Annotated in this window: 17 protein-coding genes; 15 read left to right on the top strand and 2 right to left on the bottom strand. The window is 52.8% G+C overall.

Translation table 11 applies throughout. From position 1 onward, the window contains the following. Positions 1 to 178 precede the first annotated feature (178 nt). On the bottom strand, positions 179 to 967 hold the full coding sequence (locus tag EPV75_RS12190; protein WP_128385580.1) for a sulfite exporter TauE/SafE family protein: 789 nt from the start codon (positions 965 to 967) through the stop codon (positions 179 to 181). A 212-nt stretch (positions 968 to 1,179) separates the two neighbouring features. On the opposite strand from EPV75_RS12190, the gene rpmH reads away from it, so the two are divergent. From rpmH to EPV75_RS12150, 9 genes are all read left to right on the top strand, one after another. Continuing rightward, the gene (rpmH, locus tag EPV75_RS12185; RefSeq protein WP_024852172.1) at positions 1,180 to 1,314 is read left to right on the top strand and encodes a 50S ribosomal protein L34; all 135 of its coding nucleotides are present in this window, start codon (positions 1,180 to 1,182) and stop codon (positions 1,312 to 1,314) included. A 12-nt stretch (positions 1,315 to 1,326) separates the two neighbouring features. After that, complete coding sequence (gene rnpA, locus EPV75_RS12180; protein WP_128385579.1) at positions 1,327 to 1,827, top strand: ribonuclease P protein component; 501 nt, start codon at positions 1,327 to 1,329, stop codon at positions 1,825 to 1,827. A gap of 126 nt (positions 1,828 to 1,953) precedes the next feature. Then, on the top strand, positions 1,954 to 3,618 hold the full coding sequence (gene yidC / locus EPV75_RS12175; RefSeq protein WP_128385578.1) for a membrane protein insertase YidC: 1,665 nt from the start codon (positions 1,954 to 1,956) through the stop codon (positions 3,616 to 3,618). A 12-nt stretch (positions 3,619 to 3,630) separates the two neighbouring features. After that, the gene (locus tag EPV75_RS12170; protein WP_128385577.1) at positions 3,631 to 3,954 is read left to right on the top strand and encodes a hypothetical protein; all 324 of its coding nucleotides are present in this window, start codon (positions 3,631 to 3,633) and stop codon (positions 3,952 to 3,954) included. A 109-nt stretch (positions 3,955 to 4,063) separates the two neighbouring features. Then, a complete protein-coding gene (gene mnmE / locus EPV75_RS12165; protein ID WP_128385576.1) occupies positions 4,064 to 5,419 on the top strand; it encodes a tRNA uridine-5-carboxymethylaminomethyl(34) synthesis GTPase MnmE in 1,356 nt (451 codons plus the stop codon). 1 nt (position 5,420) lies between these two features. Then, on the top strand, positions 5,421 to 5,597 hold the full coding sequence (locus tag EPV75_RS12290; RefSeq protein WP_192894003.1) for a hypothetical protein: 177 nt from the start codon (positions 5,421 to 5,423) through the stop codon (positions 5,595 to 5,597). A 73-nt stretch (positions 5,598 to 5,670) separates the two neighbouring features. Continuing rightward, positions 5,671 to 6,648 carry a cation diffusion facilitator family transporter gene (locus EPV75_RS12160; RefSeq protein WP_127119042.1) on the top strand — a complete coding sequence of 326 codons (978 nt, stop codon included), beginning with the start codon at positions 5,671 to 5,673 and terminating at the stop codon, positions 6,646 to 6,648. 41 nt (positions 6,649 to 6,689) lie between these two features. After that, on the top strand, positions 6,690 to 7,298 hold the full coding sequence (locus EPV75_RS12155) for a YigZ family protein (protein WP_128385575.1): 609 nt from the start codon (positions 6,690 to 6,692) through the stop codon (positions 7,296 to 7,298). Between the two features lie 105 nt (positions 7,299 to 7,403). Continuing rightward, complete coding sequence (locus tag EPV75_RS12150; protein WP_192894002.1) at positions 7,404 to 8,261, top strand: CHAD domain-containing protein; 858 nt, start codon at positions 7,404 to 7,406, stop codon at positions 8,259 to 8,261. A 3-nt stretch (positions 8,262 to 8,264) separates the two neighbouring features. Here the strand turns inward: EPV75_RS12150 and EPV75_RS12145 are convergent, their stop codons facing one another. Further along, complete coding sequence (locus tag EPV75_RS12145) at positions 8,265 to 8,468, bottom strand: hypothetical protein (protein WP_128385573.1); 204 nt, start codon at positions 8,466 to 8,468, stop codon at positions 8,265 to 8,267. A gap of 75 nt (positions 8,469 to 8,543) precedes the next feature. Between EPV75_RS12145 and queF the strand changes: the two genes are divergently transcribed. From queF to EPV75_RS12115, 6 genes are all read left to right on the top strand, one after another. Beyond that, positions 8,544 to 9,392 carry an NADPH-dependent 7-cyano-7-deazaguanine reductase QueF gene (gene queF / locus EPV75_RS12140; RefSeq protein ID WP_128385572.1) on the top strand — a complete coding sequence of 283 codons (849 nt, stop codon included), beginning with the start codon at positions 8,544 to 8,546 and terminating at the stop codon, positions 9,390 to 9,392. Positions 9,393 to 9,481: 89 nt separating this feature from the next. Further along, positions 9,482 to 12,367 carry an EAL domain-containing protein gene (locus EPV75_RS12135; protein WP_128385571.1) on the top strand — a complete coding sequence of 962 codons (2,886 nt, stop codon included), beginning with the start codon at positions 9,482 to 9,484 and terminating at the stop codon, positions 12,365 to 12,367. A 94-nt stretch (positions 12,368 to 12,461) separates the two neighbouring features. Continuing rightward, entirely contained in the window at positions 12,462 to 12,704 is a 243-nt protein-coding gene (locus tag EPV75_RS12130) for a helix-hairpin-helix domain-containing protein (protein ID WP_127119047.1), read from the top strand. After that, positions 12,697 to 14,196: a sensor histidine kinase gene (locus tag EPV75_RS12125; RefSeq protein WP_128385570.1), complete on the top strand. Its 1,500-nt coding sequence runs from the start codon at positions 12,697 to 12,699 to the stop codon at positions 14,194 to 14,196. The genes EPV75_RS12130 and EPV75_RS12125 overlap by 8 nt, the downstream gene beginning before the upstream one ends. Further along, complete coding sequence (locus EPV75_RS12120; RefSeq protein WP_128385569.1) at positions 14,193 to 14,795, top strand: hypothetical protein; 603 nt, start codon at positions 14,193 to 14,195, stop codon at positions 14,793 to 14,795. The genes EPV75_RS12125 and EPV75_RS12120 overlap by 4 nt, the downstream gene beginning before the upstream one ends. Continuing rightward, positions 14,785 to 16,152 carry a sigma 54-interacting transcriptional regulator gene (locus EPV75_RS12115; RefSeq protein ID WP_128385568.1) on the top strand — a complete coding sequence of 456 codons (1,368 nt, stop codon included), beginning with the start codon at positions 14,785 to 14,787 and terminating at the stop codon, positions 16,150 to 16,152. Before EPV75_RS12120 ends, EPV75_RS12115 begins: the two co-directional genes overlap by 11 nt. Positions 16,153 to 16,395 lie beyond the last annotated feature (243 nt).

Here is a 16,395-nt window from a genome sequence, read left to right as displayed (position 1 = left end):
GAGCTGATAAATTTGGCTAAGCCCCTTCGGGCGGGGCTTAAAGACCACTTCTTCAGTGTTGTGCGCCTTGACCTTAGAATGACTAAGGTCGGCGACGCACGCCTAGAATAAGTAGCCTTTAAGGCCCGCAGAATCGCATCGAGGGTTAGTCGAGATGCCCTTCAGAATTTGTAGCCACTCAGAACCAGAACATTTTGATTGCGAGGATGATCAGTAGGATGCCGAAGACGCGTTTCAAAAGCTTGACCGGCAGACGGTGGGTTAAGGCGGCGCCGATGGGTGCGACAAAGAAGCTGGCGACGACGATGCCGAAAAAGGCCGGCCAGTAGATGTAACCGGTGGCGTAAGCGGGCAAATCGGTGGCATTCCAGCCGCCGATGAGGAAGCCTAAAGTGCCCGCCGTCGCGACCGGCAGGCTGCAGGCGGCCGAGGTGGCGATGGCCTGACGGACCGACACGTTATGCCACACCATATAGGGTGTGTTCAGTGCGCCGCCGCCGATGCCGACCAGCGAGGAAATGGCCCCGATAAACGTCCCGGCCACCGAACGCGCCGCCAGCCCCGGCAATTCGCGGTGCGGATTCGGTTGAGCGTCCGTTAGCATTTTAATGGCGATGACCAGTTCGATGACGGCGAAAATCTGTGCGAGGGTATTGGCATTGAAAAATTGTGACACCCAGCCGCCGAATAAACCGCCCAGTAAAATGCCCGGCGTGAGGGTTTTGACAATGTCCCAGCGGATGGCGTCGTGCTTTTGGTGGGCACGAATCGACGCCACGGCCGTGACCAGAATAGTCGCCATCGAGGTGCCGATGGCCAAGTGCACCAAATGAGGCGTGTGCAGAAAATACACAAACGCCGTGGTCAGCACCGGCACGATGATCAAGCCGCCGCCGATGCCAAGCAGTCCGGCGAAAAAGCCGGCGATGACCCCGGTCAGCAGATAGATGGAAAGTTCGATTAACATGGCGGTGAACTATAGCACAGTTTGCCGAAAACGGCCGTTGAAAAGGCTTGAAATACCTTGAGGTTGATTGTGTGTACCGTGATTAGGTGCGGGAATTCGATTTTTGACCAGGCCTGGCCAAAATAATTGATTATCTGGTTGTTATTTAAAAGGGATTCGATTAAAATGCGCGATTCTTTCGAAAGAAGTAATTTTCTAATAGGATTGATATCATGAAACGTACATTTCAACCAAGTGTTATCAAACGCGCTCGTACGCATGGTTTCCGTGCTCGCATGGCAACAAAGAACGGCCGTAAAGTTTTGGCGGCTCGTCGTGCAAAAGGACGTAAGCGTTTGACTGTGTAATCATTCATTTTAATGATTGAGCAGCAGCCACAAAATTCTGATGAGTCGGGTTCGGGGTTAAGTCTAGACAACCTGGAACTCTCTCATCACGATTTCTCCCGAAATCACTTTCCCAAGTCCCTTCGACTCCTAAGTCCCAAACAGTTTCAATATGTATTCGCCAAGGCGGAGAAGTTCTCCAATCGCCACTGGACCTTTATCGTTCGTCCGAATGGATTGCCGTATCCACGGCTGGGATTAGCCATCGCCAAGAAACAATTGATGAAATCCGTCTGGCGCAATCGGGTAAAAAGATTGGCGAGAGAGGCATTTCGTCAACATAAACAAGCAGTAAGCGGGTATGATATTGTCGTTTTAGGACGTAGAGGCATGCAGGATGTCGAAAACCGCGTTCTGATCAACAGTTTTGAGCACCTGATCCGGAAAGTGAAGCAGAGTGGTTTGAAAGACGGCAAGCAACGACGCCCGGCCGCAAGACCCTCTGCCGCGAAAAAGCGGCCGGATAAAGCGTGATGCCGACCCGATTCGGCATGGCAATGGAATTTTAATACTTTTAAACTTATCTATAACATTAGATGTAATGAATAGATATCACTCGGTTTTCGTGAACCGTAACGATTGAGAAGCAGGAAATAACGGATGAATATGAGATCTTTCTGGTGGCTGGCGTTAGCTTTCACATTGCTCTGGATTTGGTTGCAATGGACGCAATTCCAAAACCCACAAACCCAGGCACCGACGACCGCCACCCAATCGACCTCGCAAACGGCGGCGGATGCCACCGTGCCGGAAGTGAATGAAGCGGATGCAGTGCCGGGCGCACACCAAGCCACGCAGGATGTGCCGACCGCCAAAGCGAAAATTCAGCAAGCGCAGCGCATCACCGTCAAAACCGACGTGTTGGATATTGTCATCGACACCCAAGGCGGTGACATCCGTGACGTGAAGCTGCTGAAGTACGCCGCGACAAAAGATCATTCCCAGCCGTTCCAATTGATGGGCGACGAAGCGCCGATGATGTACATCGCGCAAAACGGTATCGCCTTGCAGAAAAAAGCGACCCTGCCGGCTCCGACGCACAAGTCATTGTATCAATCGGCGCAAACCCACTATGAACTGACCGGTGATACGCTGGAAGTGCCGTTGACCTGGGAACAGGACGGCGTCAAGGTCACCAAAATCTATCGTTTCCAGAAAGGCCGTTACCTGATCAACATCGACTATCGCGTCGAGAATCAGGCACAAACCGAATGGAGCGGCAGTCTGTATTCACAGTTGGTGCGCAACACCTATGATCCGGATCACAATGCGATGATGTACACCTACACCGGCCCGGTGTTGTATAACGGACATGCCGAAAGCAAATACAACAAGCACCCGTTCGATGATTTGAACACCGAACCGGTCAATAACCTGTCGGTTGAAGGCGGCTGGGCGGCGATGATTCAGCATTACTTCATGTCGGCGGTGATTCCGAACCAGGAAGGTCAGAACCGTTATTACGCCAAGCCGCTGGGTGAAGGCGATTACGTCGCCGGAGTGGTCGAACCGATGGTATCGGTCGAACCGGGCCAAACCGGTAATTTGACGTCCGAATTGTATATCGGGCCGATCATTCAGGATAACCTGGAAAAAATCGCACCCGGTCTGGAACTGACCGTGGATTACGGCGTCTTGACCATCATCGCCGAGCCGATTTTCTGGGTGCTGGAAAAAATCCACGCGCTGGTCGGCAACTGGGGTTGGTCGATTATCCTATTGACGATTTTGATCAAACTGCTGTTCTACAAGCTGTCGGAAACGTCTTATCGTTCCATGGCGCGCCTGAAGAAATTTCAGCCGAAGCTACAGCAGTTGAAAGAAAACTATGGCGATGACAAGGCCATCTTCCAGCAAAAATTGATGAAGCTGTACAAGGAAGAGAAGATCAACCCATTGGGCGGTTGTCTGCCGATTCTGGTTCAAATGCCGGTGTTCATCGCGCTTTACTGGGTATTGCTGTACTCGGCGGAAATGCGTCAGGCGCCTTGGATTCTATGGATTCAGGACTTGTCGGCCAAAGACCCGTATTACATCCTGCCGGTGCTGATGGGGATTTCCATGTGGGTGCAGCAAAAGCTGAATCCGTCAGCGATGATGGACGAAATGCAGCAGAAGGTGATGAAAGCCTTGCCGTTTATTTTCACCATCTTCTTCATGTTCTTCCCGGCCGGTTTGGTGCTTTACTGGGTGGTCAACAACATCTTGTCGGTCGCACAGCAATGGTACATCACCAAGAAAATTGAATCGGGCGAAGAAAAATAATAAGGAAACACCATGCAGTTAACGTACGAAAAACCGGGTAAAGACCACCCGAAATACGGCCAAGTGGATTGGTTGGTGATGGATGGCACCACGCCGATTTGTTATAAGACCCAAAACGGTTATGTGCCGCTGGAAGGCAGTGCGGTGCAAGCGGCACCGACCGCCGCCTCCGTGGACACACAGCCTTTGTATGTGCTGTCGTTCAAGATTAACGACGAAGCCGAAGAAATGACGTTCAAGTCGAAAAAGAAACTCGATAAAACGGTGGCTAAATTGAGCCAGAAACCGTTTGTGACCGACTTGCAGACCACCACCTATCAAGTGTTGGCCGGTTAAGTTTCGGTCTCGATTGTTTTCGGCGACGCCCGTCGAAAAATTTATCTGTTTAGCGCCCGTTAAGGGCGCTTTGCATTTCAGAAGCACCAACGATTGAACAGGAATCCAGATGACGTTTGCATCGAATGACACCATTACAGCGGTTGCCACCGCGCCGGGACGCGGCGGCGTGGGCATCGTTCGGGTGTCCGGTCCGCAGTCCCGCGCCATGGCTGAGACGATCCTTGGCTTGACCCCGAAACCGCGTTTTGCGCATTACGGCCCGTTTTACGGGGCGAACGGTGAAGTGTTGGATGAAGGCATCGCGCTGTTTTTTCCGGGGCCGAACTCCTTTACCGGTGAAGATGTTTTAGAATTACAGGGCCACGGCGGGCCGATCATTCTGCAATGGCTGTTGGAACGAACCGTGCAACTTGGCGCGCGGTTGGCGGAGCCGGGCGAGTTTTCCAAGCAGGCGTTCTTGAACGATAAACTGGATTTGGCGCAGGCCGAAGCGATTGCCGATTTGATCGACGCCAGCTCGCAGCAGGCGGCTAAATCGGCGTTAAAGTCCTTACAGGGCGAGTTTTCCAAGCAGGTCAACGAGCTGGTTGAAGAACTGATTCAATTGCGCATTTATGTGGAAGCCGCCATCGATTTTCCGGAAGAGGAAATCGATTTTCTGTCCGACGGCAAGGTCGCCGGGGAGTTGCAGCACATTCTGGAGCGGTTGCATCAAGTGCTGGCGTCGGCACAACAAGGCGTGTTGTTACGGGAAGGTATGTCGGTGGTGATTCTGGGGCGCCCGAATGCCGGCAAGTCCAGCCTGTTGAATGCCTTGTCGGGGCGTGAATCGGCGATTGTGACCGACATCGCCGGCACCACGCGCGACATCGTCAAAGAAGAGATTCAAATCGACGGCATGCCGCTGCATGTGCTGGACACCGCCGGGTTGCGCGAAGCGACCGACGCAGTGGAACAAATCGGTATCCAACGTGCCTGGGCCGCGATTGAAGAGGCCGATCGGATTCTGGTGGTGGTGCAGGCCAATGAGAATATTCACCCGGAAGATCAGGCGATTCTGGCACGGATGCCATCGCATATTCCGGTGACCTTGATTCACAATAAAATCGATTTGATTGAAAAATCGCCAGGCCTGGATGAAACCGTCGAAACGGCGGAAATCTGGTTGTCGGCCAAGCATCAGCTTGGGCTGGACTTGCTCAAGCAGCATTTGAAAACCCAAATGGGGTATGCGCAAACCCAAGAAGGCGTGTTCATGGCGCGTAAACGTCATTTGGACGCTTTGAATCGTGCGCTGGAATTCGTGCAGACCGGTCAGCAGCAATTGGAAGCCTATGCCGCTGGAGAGTTGCTGGCGGAAGACCTGCGTCAGGCACAACAGGCCTTGTCGGAAATCACCGGGCAATTCACCTCGGACGATTTGCTGGGGCGCATTTTCACCTCTTTTTGTATCGGAAAGTGATATGTTAAAACTGTTGAATTGGGTGTTCGGCTGGTTCGGTTATGAATGGGTGCGTGACACCCGGCCTTACGAACGCGAATACAGCGATAACGAATTCGACGATGGTTGGGACGATTTATACGAAACCAATCCGCGTTATCGATTACGGCGCAAAGGCGCGCCGTCTTCCGCTGATTGACGGTACCCGGTGCCGGTTGCTTTCCGCGAGTTTGAACAAAAATACATAACACATACGGAATCTCGAATTACTGATGTCAAATCGAAAAATCCCTTTGGATCACAAGATCGCCACGGAAAAACGTGCCATCAAACTGGTGATGGTCGGCGATATCCTCATGGCGGTGCTGGGGCTGGTGTTCTATTATCTGACCGAATCCCAGGCCATCCTGATGGACGGGGTCTACCCGTTCATCGACTTGGTCGCCGGGTTGTTGACCTTGCGGGTGGTGAGCTTGATGGCGCAGCAGGCCAGTCAATCCCAACCATTCGGTTACGCCATTTTCGAACCGGTTTTGAACTTCATCAAAGGCGTGTTGATTCTGTTGGTCATTCTGGTGGCGTTTTACGCCTCGGTGGAAGCGATTTTCCACGGCGGCCGCCACATTGATGCTCATATCGCCGTGTTTTATTCCGTCATCGCCTCGGTGCTCGGCTTCGGGCTGGCGTATGTGTTGTACCACATGAATAAGACCGCCCAATCGTCGTTGATTCATGTCGATTTGCAGGGCTGGTTGACCGGCGGCATTCTCAGTATCGCGGTCGGTTTGTCGTTCGGCGCGGCCATCTGGATGGAAGCCATCGGTCATGAAGAGTGGGTGCCTTATACCGACCCGGTGGTCATACTGATTCTGATTTTATTGATGTTGCCGATTCCGTTGAAAATCCTCAAGGAAAACGGGTTGCAGATCATCGGCCGCACCGACGACGCCGAGCTGATGCGCTTTTTGAATCAGGAAGTGGAGCAGGTGTTTGAACCGGTGGCGTATCTCGATATGAAAACCCGTTACCTGCAAGCCGGGCGGATGATGTATGTACAAGTCTATATTCAGTTGGACGACGAAACACCGTTCGATATCCGTCAGCAGGATGTTTACCGTGACCGTCTGTATCATCACCTGAAGCAAACCTACGATTACTTGTCGTTGGACGTGATTTACACCGCCCAGCCGATTTGGGTGATGCGCAGCATTGGTGAAAACCACACTGACACCACGAAAACCGAAAACTGACCAGGCCTGGCCGAAAAGCCGGGTCCTAAGAGAAGTCCAGCATGTCGTATCCTGTCCCCGCGGAATTGAGCCGCGCCGAAATCGAAATCAAAAAAAGCCGCTTCATTGCCTATGCCAAAGGCATTCGAGACCGGGCCGAGGGCATGGCGTGGTTGGACGAATTGAAAGTACAGTATCCGGACGCCCGCCATCACTGTTGGGCCTATCTGCTGGGCAACCCGCAATGCGCGAGCAACGCCGGTATGGGTGATGACGGCGAGCCTTCCGGCACCGCCGGGAAACCGATTCTGAATGTGTTGCAACACAAAGGCGTCGGCGACATCATGATTGTGGTGGTGCGATATTTCGGCGGCATCAAGCTGGGCGCGGGCGGCCTGACGCGCGCTTACGGCCAAGCCGCGCAAGCGGTGATGGAAACCTTGTCGGTGGTGGAACAGGTGGATTTAGCGGAGTGCCGGGTCTCCTGCGATTTCGCGCAGGAACAACCGGTGCGCCACCAGCTCGGTTTGGTGGATGGAGAGGTGGTGTCGGTGGATTACCACAGCCAGGTCATGATGCAGGTGCAACTGCCCGAGCAAGCCTTGCCCGATTTTCAAGCAGCGATGGATGCACTGGGCTGTGCGCTTGAATGCGAAAACGACGGACGCTGATTTTTTGTTCGGATGGCCGGGGCGGCACGCCGTCGGGAAACTTTCATAATCATGTCATAGACTTAGGTTAAGATGGCTTCATTCGGGTGGCGTTTGGAGTCAGACATGAAAAAATCCGCGGTGGACTGGGCCGAGCCGTTTTTCGGTCAGGCGTCCGATGCCGAGCGGCTGGCACAACTGCAACAGGAAATTCTTTCCTTGTTGGAAAACGCCCTTGCGTTGGCGCAATCCAAACACCGTGACGACAAAGAATCGGTGCATGCCCTGCGTGTCCTACTCAAACATCTCCGCGCCTATTGGCAACTGGTCCGATTCGCGGTGCCGCGCCTCACTTTTCAAGCCGCCAAAAAACGCATGCGCCTGACCGGCAAACAGTTATCCGCCATGCGTGACCGTGAAGTTCTGATGGACACGCTTCTGGATTTGGTCGAGTCAGCGCCCGAATCCGAAAAGGCCTGTCTGATGGAGGTGCTGAAAGCCTGGATGACGGAGCCGCCACCTGAACCGATTCCATGGGACAAAGTGATTCACGCTCTGAAAAAGGAACGTCAGGCCTGGCGAAAACTGAAATTCGACTTTCAATCCGACACCGCCTTGCAGGATGGTTTGGCCATGACCTTTACCCGATGCCGCGCGCTGGGCAAACAGGCGTTCCAGCCGGATAACCTCGAACAACGCCACGCCTGGCGGAAATGGGTTAAATACGGTTATTATCAGTTGAAAATACTGCGCCAGCTCGGATTGCGCGGGCAACGCAAACGCATTCAGTGCCTGGATGAACTGGGCGATTTGCTCGGGCGGGAGCACGACTTCATGATTTTGGAGAGTCGCTTAAAAGAGACGCTATCCCAATCGGAACTCTGGTCGGAGCACTGGACTGCGATTCAAGCGGTTTACGAGGCGAAAATGGCGGACTTTCAGGAGCAAAGCGCTGTATTGCAGCGGCGGTTGTCGAAATTGTAGTCGTTAATTGGCGTCCATCATCCAATAGACGGTCAGCACCACGCCGCTGAAATACAGAATCAACGTCAATTGCAACATGCGCTTGTTCGCGGTGCGGCTGTTGAAACTGTCAAACGCCGGAAAGCGGCGCAGGAATCGAAATCCCAACCAAAGAGCGGCCAAAACCAAAGCCGTCAGCAACATGCCATAAATCAACGTCGTTAACACGGGTGAACCTTTCTGTTTCTCTGTAATCGTTTTCGTATAATACCTAAAATCACCATCGAAGTTTTTGAGAGATTTATGACAAACCCCGTTTCACCGCAATCCGAATCCACCGCCAACCAAAGTTTGCTGGGGCGTGCCACGCCTTATTGCCGTCAGTACGATCCGAGCATTTTGTTTCCGGTACCGCGTCAGGAAAAACGCGACGAATTGGACATTTCGCCGGATGCGCTACCGTTTTCCGGCCAGGATGTCTGGACCGGGTTCGAGATTTCCTGGTTGAACGATCAGGGCAAGCCGCAAGTCGGCTGGGCGCTGTTTTTCTTTCCGGCGGCATCGCCGTATTTGATTGAATCGAAATCCTTTAAGTTGTATTTGAATTCGTTTAACGGCACCCGCTTTGCCTCGGCGGAGGCGGTCAAACAGCACTGGATAACCGATTTATCCCAGGCCTGCGGCGGTGAGGTCAAGGTGGAATTGTACGGTTTGGATGAGCCGCAAACCTTAATCGGCGCCCCGCCGGGCGAGTGCCTGGACAACTTGGACATCGAGGTGAGCGATTATCAGGTTCGACCGGAGTTGTTGACGACCGTGTCGTCGACACCGGTGTCGGAAACCCTCTACAGCCATTTGCTCAAATCGAATTGTCTGGTGACCGGTCAGCCGGATTGGGGCAGCATCGTCATCCGTTATGAAGGGCCGCAAATCGACCGCGAAAACCTGTTGAAATACCTGGTGTCGTTTCGTGAACACAACGAGTTCCATGAACAATGCGTGGAACGGGTCTTCGTCGACTTGATGCGCCACTGTCAGCCGGAAAAATTGACCGTCTATGCGCGCTATGTCCGACGGGGCGGACTCGACATCAATCCTTACCGTTCCAACTTCGAGACCGACTTCGATTTGCGGCGTCTGGTTCGCCAATGACGATACTTGTTTGACCCGCATCAAGAAGGTGTCTTCTTTTCCGTTAACTTCGGTGGTCTTCCCGTGACGCTTGGTGTAAAATTTTCGTCATGAAACACCCAAGTAACATTCCGCTTTTTGCAACGTCGCAAGAATCCTTGACCGTTTCCCATTTTATGCATCATGGGCTGGAAACCTGTCCGCCGGATATGAGCATCAAATCGGTGATTGGTCTCTTGAGCCAGAAAAACATCGGCTCCATCCTGGTCGAGGACAACGGTGAAATCGAAGGCATCTGGACGCGTACCGATTTGTTGCGTCTCGACGTCTCCAAACCGGAAGTGTTACAAGCCCCCATTGCTATGGTGATGAACACGCCGGTTTGGCGCGTTCATAAAGACGAACTGGTGTCGTCCGCCACGTATCTGTTCCACAAGAAACACATCCATCATCTGCTGGTCGTCGATTGCGACGAACGTCCGGTGGGCGTTTTGGCGCAATCCGACCTGGTCAACGCCAAGGCCAGCGAACATTTTCTGGAAGGCGTCGCCATCCGTGAATTGCTGAGCGGGCACTTGCACTTCATCGACGCCCATGCCGACCTCAACGAGGTATTGGCGATGATGGCGGAAAAAGACGTGGACGCCTTGGTGGTGCGCAAGGAAGACGAACTCGGGATTGTCTCGATGCGGGATTTGCTGAAGTGTTTTGCGCTGCTGGAAAATTACGATGACCTGACGGTTAAGGACATCGCTTCCTGGCCGTTGATCAGTGTGTCTCACGATCAAAGTCTGTCGTATGTGCGCCATTTCATGATGGAGCGAAAATTCCACCATATCGGCGTGGAAGACGACGACGGCACCTTACTGGATTTAATCAGCTTTTCCGAACTGTTGCACCGTATCGAAGAAAACTTCCATTACCAGACCAGCATCAGCATCAAAGAGAAAGAACAGCGGGTATTGGAAGCGGAAACCCTGTATCGCGACTTGCTGAGCATGTCGATGCATGGTGTGCTGATTTATCAAAACGACCGCATCGCCTACGCCAACCACGAAGTCTATAACCTGTTGGGCTATCAGGAGTGCGATCTGATGGAAAAATCGCTGTTGGATCTGGTGCCGGAGACCGAACGGGAAGCTTTTGCCTTGCGTTTGCGGGAAATGGAACATCACCATCCGGCCTACATCGAACAGAAATTGCTGTGTCACGACAATCGCCGGGTCTCGGTGGAACTGTCGCATAAACCGATTACCTATCACGCCGAACCGGCGCATTTGGTGGTGATGAACGATTTGAGTTTCCGGCATGAAACCGAGCGGTTCCAGATGCTGACCCGTTCGGTGTTCGACAATGCCGGGGAAGGCATTCTCGTCACCGACGCCCGTAACCGCTTCGTGCTGGTCAATCGTAAGTTCGAAGACATCACCGGCTACGACTTCAAGGATGTCGCAGGCAAAGACCCGTCGATGCTCAGTTCCGGTAAGCAAGCGGAAAACTTCTATCGCGAAATGTGGGCCTCGCTGAATGCCACCGGCACCTGGCAGGGCGAAATCTGGAACCGTAAGAAAGACGGCACCATCTATCCGGAATGGTTGACTATCAACGCGGTGAAAAACAAAACCGGCGAAGTGATGCACTACGTCGGCTTGATGAACGATTTGAGCCAGCAAAAGGCCACCGAACAGGAAATCAACCGCCTGTCGTTTTACGACATTTTGACCGGCTTGCCGAATGTGTCGCTGTTCAAAAACCGCTTGCAGCAGTCCATCAAAAAATCCTCTCGGGAATCCCAGAAGGTCGCATTGTTGATTGTGGACATCGCCCGTTTCAAGATGTTCAACGATGCCGTAGGCTACGAATACGGCGACCAATTACTGAAAGCCGTGGCGCAACGTTTGAACCAACTGCTGGATTCGGAAGATTCCGTGGCGCGTTTGGGGGCGGACAATTTCCTGATTCTGATGGAAGACATCCAAAATAAGAACGAAACGGCCGAATTCGCCGAGCAGTTGATTGAAGCTTTCCTGGAACCTTTCAGCATTGACGGTCAGGATCATGTGCTCGACGTCAAAATCGGTATCGCCTTGTCGTCTCTGGACGGCGACGAAGCCTTGGATTTGATGAAATCCGCCGACGAAGCCTTGTTTGAAGCCAAGAAACTGCCGCACAGCGGTTACGCTTTCCATTCCTCGGAATTGACCACCACCACCTCGGAATACTTCTTCTACGAAAAAGCGTTGCGTCAGGGCATTGAAAACAAAGAGCTGATTACCTATTTCCAACCACAAATCTGCCTGAAAGCCAATCGGGTGATCGGAGCCGAAGCGCTGGTGCGTTGGTTACACCCGGAAATGGGTGTGGTACCGCCGAGCAAATTCATCGGCATCAGCGAATCCACTGGCTTGATTATTCCATTGGGACGCGAGATTCTCGCCCAGGCCTGCCGCCACTGGCAGGCCTGGCAAAAACAGGGATTCGAGTTGGAGCGCATATCGGTGAACGTTTCCACCATCCAGTTGATGCATCAGGACTTTGTGTCTTCGGTGGCCGAGGTACTGGCGGAAACCGGCATCAATCCGGCGGTGCTGGAACTGGAAGTGACCGAAAGCTTCCTGTTGCAAAACGAGCAACAGGGCATTGAAGTTCTCTACGCTTTGAAGGAATTGGGTGTGGCCTTGTCGATGGACGATTTCGGGACCGGCTTCTCGTCTTTGTCCTATTTGAAGAAACTGCCGTTGGACCAGTTGAAAATCGACCAGTCTTTCGTGCAGTCGCTGCCCGACGATGCCGAAGACCTAGCCATTGTCGAAGCCATTATCGCGGTCGGAAAAGCCGTCGGGGTGGAAGTCATCGCCGAGGGCGTCGAAACCGAGTTGCAGGCCAAATTCCTGCACGACAAAGGCTGCTTGCTGGCGCAAGGCTTCGGCTTCAGTCGGCCATTGCCGCCGGAAGAATTCCTCGGCTGGTGCCGTTCATTCAATCAGATGGATTGATTCCCGTCGAATCCATGCTTCTCCAAAATTTTCCGATTTTTCCCGGCCGTCGTTTTACAATGATGTTTTTGATTTTTTCGATAGTGAGCGCATCATGGCATTTTCCAAGCAGGAAACGACGCAGTTATTGGCCTTGAAAGGAGTGGGGCCCACGGTTATCCAACGCTTGGAAGAAATCGGTATTGATTCCTTTGACGTTTTGCGAACCTACAGTGTGGATGAGGTGGTTGAAACCGTCGCGGACAAGTTGAGAACCTCTTGTTGGAAAAACAGTCCGCAAGCACGCGCTGCTGTGGCCGCCGCCATTGAGCTGGCCGGGCAGGAGTCGCATGTTTAACCAGGCCTGGTCGAATTTCCGCCAACAGTTGAGCGCCAAACTGAAACCGGTTTGGGAAGGTTCCCTGTACCAGTGGATGCTCGGCAGTTTCGTAGTGGTGAGTTTGCCGTTGATGTTTGCGATAGTGTACGCCCTGGTGTCGATGGACAGTTACTCCAAACAGGCGCATAAAACCGTGTTTCAGACGGTGATGGTCACCGAAAACAGTCGCTTGATTCTGGAACGTCTGGTGTCGATGGAACGCAGTATCCGCCAATATCAGGTGTTGAAAGAAACCTCGCTGCTGGATGCGTTTCTGACCCATCATCAAAAGTTCATCAGTCTGGTGGATGCGTCCAAACCCTACGACATCGATTCCGATTTGGCGAAGAAACTGAACCAGTTGAAGCAGCTGGAAATGGAACTGTTCGAGTCGGTGTACAACCGCGCGTTTTTCGAGCAAAAACCGGTGCTGGCGGAAGACGTCGGCCAGTTTGAGATACTGACCAATCAGGCCAAACAAATCATTGAAATGGGGTCGCGCCAGCAATCACTCGAAGTGCAGGCCTTGTCGGAATACGAAGCGTCGGTGCGCGAACGGGTGTTTTACATCGTGCTGGCCAGCGGCTTGTTGGCGTTTTTGTTGAGCGTGGTGTTCGTGCATTTCATCACCAAGCCGATTCGCAAGACTGGTTCGGTGATTCGCCGTTTGGTGAAGGACGATTTTGAAACGCCCATCGAGATTTCCGCCGGGCCGCGCGATGTGCGCGAACTGGGCGCCAATCTGGAAGGTTTGCGGCAGGAATTGAAGCACCTCGAAAATGAGAAACAGCAGTTCATCCGCAACATCTCCCATGAACTGAAAACACCGCTGGCCACGTTGAAAGAAGGCACGGACTTGCTGTCGGAGGAACTGATCGGCTCCCTGACGTCGGAGCAGAAAGAAGTGGTGCAACTGATGCAGGTCGGTAACTTCAATATCATGAACCTGGTCGCCAACCTGTTGGAATACCAGAAAGCGGTGTCGATTCAATCCCGGCTCGATCTGGGTGACGTGGATGTGTCCAAACTGGTGGCGCAACTGGTCGCCGATTATCAATTGTTGGTGCAGAACAAGGGCGTTGTCTTGGATGTGGCGGTGCCAAGGTTTAAAATTGTGGCGGACGCCGCCAAGTTGAAGATGATTTTGAGTAACTTCCTGTCCAACGCCATCAAGTTTTCCGGGTCGGGCGACCACATTGGTTTGTCGGTGACACGCACCGATACTGGATTGCGTTTTCTGGTGGAAGATCAGGGCCCGGGCATTCCGGAAGAATTGCATAAAGCGATTTTCGAAGACTTTTTTCAGGGCGAGATGCAACCCGGTTCGACCATGAAAGGCACCGGACTCGGGTTGGCGATTGTCGGTTATTATGTGGATAAACACGGCGGCGAGATACATCTGTTGCCACCGAACGAACATTATTCTGGAGCGCGTTTTGCTTTGGATTTACCTGTGGAGCCAGTGACATGAGATTCATCGCCATTATCGGATTGGGCTTGGCCCTGTTGACGGGATGCAGTGCGTTTGCCCCCAAGCCTGCCGGGACGTCGGACAAGATGCAGTTTCCGCTGGCATTCCCCGAAGACCAGGATAAGGTCAGCGAACCGTTGTTTTGCAGCCTGACCGATAAGGAAGCGGTGCGGTTATTGAAACAAGGCGCTTATTATTGCAACCTGGAAGGCGAACACCGTCAACGGGTCTGCCACAGCCTGGCGCAGCAATACCGCGAAAAACAGGTCTGGCAGGCCGGTTGGCTGCTGGCGTACAGCTTTTCCGACAAGAAAAGCTGCATCACCCATAAGGAGCGGTTGGCGATTCTGAACGATTTGAACCAACGCCCGGCACAAAACCAAAACCGTCTGTTGACGTGGCTCAACGAAAGCCAAGAACAGACACTGGAAGTTATCGATACCTTGAAAGCCAATCAGGACGTATTGGAACAGAAAATAGAAGCTCAGACTCATGAGCTCGAGGAACTGCGGAAGGAAAACGCTGTGCTGAAATCGCAGATTCAAGCACTGAAATCAATCGAAAAAACCTTAAATAAAAGGATAGACGATGAGCGTTGACTCGGAAGCAACGCCCGATTTTGACGGGCAACGATTATTATTGGTGGACGACGACGCCAGCTTGCTGACGTTGTTGTCCATTCGCTTACGGTCTCTCGGACTGGAAGTGGAAACCGTCGGCAGCGGCGCGGAAGCCTTGGCCAAACTGCCCACCTTCAACCCGCATCTGGTGCTCACCGATTTGCGGATGGAAGAAATGGACGGCTTGGCGCTGTACGAACAGATTCACCAGCATTATCCGACCTTGCCGGTCATTATCATGACGGCGCACGGTACCATTCAGGAAGCGGTGGACGCCACCAGCCGCGGGGTGTTCGGTTTCATCACCAAACCGATTGACCACGTCGAGCTGAACGAAAAAATCCGCCAGGCCTTGAATATCCATACCGCGGTCGGCTCCGGTGACGAGCAAGCCAAATGGCGCAAGAACATCATTGGCCAAAGCCATGTGATTGAAGCGCTGTTACAGGATTTGTATCACGTCGCCCAGAGCGACATCAGCGTGTACATCCAAGGCGAAAGCGGCACTGGGAAGGAATTGATTGCCCAGGCGATTCACGCCGCCAGTCCGCGGCGCAACAAACCGTTTATCGCGGTCAATTGCAGCGCCATCCCGGAAGACTTGCTGGAATCGGAATTATTCGGCCACAAGCGGGGCGCTTTTTCCGGTGCCATCGAAAACCGCAAAGGGTTGTTCGAACTGGCGCACGGTGGTGTTCTGTTTCTGGATGAAATCGGCGATATGTCGCCCGCGTTTCAGGTCAAGCTGTTGCGTGCCTTGCAGGAAGGCGAAATCCGCCCGGTCGGTGAGAGCAAAACCGTTTCCATCGATGTGCGGGTGGTGTCGGCCAGCCATAAGGATTTGAAACAACTGGTGGACGAAAAGCAGTTCCGGCTGGATTTGTATTACCGCTTGAACATCGTCACCTTGCGGTTGCCGAGTTTGACCGACCGGCCGGAAGATATTCCGTTGCTGGCGAACCATTTCATTGCACAGCAGAAGACCAAGGCCAAGAAGCTGTCCAACGAAGCGATGGAAATGTTGCTGGGCTACGATTGGCCGGGGAACATCCGTGAGTTGAAAAACGTCATCGAGCAAGCCTGCACTTTTGCGACGGCGCCGCTGATTCCGGCGAGCCTGATTGAAAAGGCCTTGCAACAGAAAAACCTGTCGATGATGTCGTTCAATGAAGCGAAGCAGAATTTCGAGCGGGATTACCTCATTCGCCTGCTGAAACTGGTCAATGGTAACGTCACGCACGCGGCGCGGATTGCGCAACGCAATCGCACCGAGTTCTATCGTTTGTTGGAACGCCACCAGTTGAAACCGGCGGAATTCAAGAAAAAATCCTCGTAACTCCATTTCTGTCGCCGTCCGGCGACAGAATCAAAAAACCTGTCGAATCAGCGAATTATCGCTCAGTTCAATCTATCGATTCCGGAACGTCTTTATCAGGTGTCGCCATTCGGCAACAGTTTTTCAAGCCATTCAAAAATAATGCGGCCTTTAAGCGAAAAAATTTTTCTTGAGATGTCATGGACTTAGGGTTCACACGACCTAGCGCCTGGTTGTCATGCCAGAACAATGCGTATTTTTCGG

It is taken from the genome of Hydrogenovibrio thermophilus, from assembly GCF_004028275.1.
Lineage (GTDB): Bacteria > Pseudomonadota > Gammaproteobacteria > Thiomicrospirales > Thiomicrospiraceae > Hydrogenovibrio > Hydrogenovibrio thermophilus.
The sequence above is the reverse complement of the archived record's forward strand: the minus strand, read 5'-3'. Positions and strand labels throughout refer to the sequence as shown.

Coding starts and splice junctions, on each gene's coding strand:
- EPV75_RS12190 (WP_128385580.1), bottom strand. CDS start 967: ATGTTAATCGAACTTTCCATCTATCTGCTGACCGGGGTCATCGCCGGC.
- rpmH (WP_024852172.1), top strand. CDS start 1,180: ATGAAACGTACATTTCAACCAAGTGTTATCAAACGCGCTCGTACGCAT.
- rnpA (WP_128385579.1), top strand. CDS start 1,327: ATGATTGAGCAGCAGCCACAAAATTCTGATGAGTCGGGTTCGGGGTTA.
- yidC (WP_128385578.1), top strand. CDS start 1,954: ATGAATATGAGATCTTTCTGGTGGCTGGCGTTAGCTTTCACATTGCTC.
- EPV75_RS12170 (WP_128385577.1), top strand. CDS start 3,631: ATGCAGTTAACGTACGAAAAACCGGGTAAAGACCACCCGAAATACGGC.
- mnmE (WP_128385576.1), top strand. CDS start 4,064: ATGACGTTTGCATCGAATGACACCATTACAGCGGTTGCCACCGCGCCG.
- EPV75_RS12290 (WP_192894003.1), top strand. CDS start 5,421: ATGTTAAAACTGTTGAATTGGGTGTTCGGCTGGTTCGGTTATGAATGG.
- EPV75_RS12160 (WP_127119042.1), top strand. CDS start 5,671: ATGTCAAATCGAAAAATCCCTTTGGATCACAAGATCGCCACGGAAAAA.
- EPV75_RS12155 (WP_128385575.1), top strand. CDS start 6,690: ATGTCGTATCCTGTCCCCGCGGAATTGAGCCGCGCCGAAATCGAAATC.
- EPV75_RS12150 (WP_192894002.1), top strand. CDS start 7,404: ATGAAAAAATCCGCGGTGGACTGGGCCGAGCCGTTTTTCGGTCAGGCG.
- queF (WP_128385572.1), top strand. CDS start 8,544: ATGACAAACCCCGTTTCACCGCAATCCGAATCCACCGCCAACCAAAGT.
- EPV75_RS12135 (WP_128385571.1), top strand. CDS start 9,482: ATGAAACACCCAAGTAACATTCCGCTTTTTGCAACGTCGCAAGAATCC.
- EPV75_RS12130 (WP_127119047.1), top strand. CDS start 12,462: ATGGCATTTTCCAAGCAGGAAACGACGCAGTTATTGGCCTTGAAAGGA.
- EPV75_RS12125 (WP_128385570.1), top strand. CDS start 12,697: ATGTTTAACCAGGCCTGGTCGAATTTCCGCCAACAGTTGAGCGCCAAA.
- EPV75_RS12120 (WP_128385569.1), top strand. CDS start 14,193: ATGAGATTCATCGCCATTATCGGATTGGGCTTGGCCCTGTTGACGGGA.
- EPV75_RS12115 (WP_128385568.1), top strand. CDS start 14,785: ATGAGCGTTGACTCGGAAGCAACGCCCGATTTTGACGGGCAACGATTA.